At 51.8% G+C, this 255-nt stretch carries 1 pseudogene; it reads right to left on the reverse strand.

Features of this window, described 5'->3' with window-relative positions:
• A pseudogene (tuf, locus tag BSPA111_RS22495) lies at window positions 1-255 on the reverse strand (elongation factor Tu); the annotation flags it as partial.

The following is a 255-nucleotide window of genomic DNA, read 5'->3' on the forward strand; positions in this document are numbered from 1 at the left end:
TGTCGCCCGGCATTACCATCTCAACGCCTTCTGGCAGTTCGATGGTGCCAGTCACGTCAGTTGTACGGAAGTAGAACTGTGGACGGTAGCCTTTGAAGAACGGAGTATGACGGCCGCCTTCGTCTTTAGACAGGATATAAACTTCAGACTCGAACTGAGTGTGCGGCTTGATAGAGCCTGGCTTAGCCAGAACCTGACCACGTTCGATTTCTTCACGTTTGATACCACGCAGCAGAACACCAACGTTCTCACCAG

Origin of the sequence: Buttiauxella sp. A111, from assembly GCF_014189855.1 — a bacterium.
GTDB classification, from domain to species: Bacteria; Pseudomonadota; Gammaproteobacteria; order Enterobacterales; family Enterobacteriaceae; genus Buttiauxella; species Buttiauxella selenatireducens.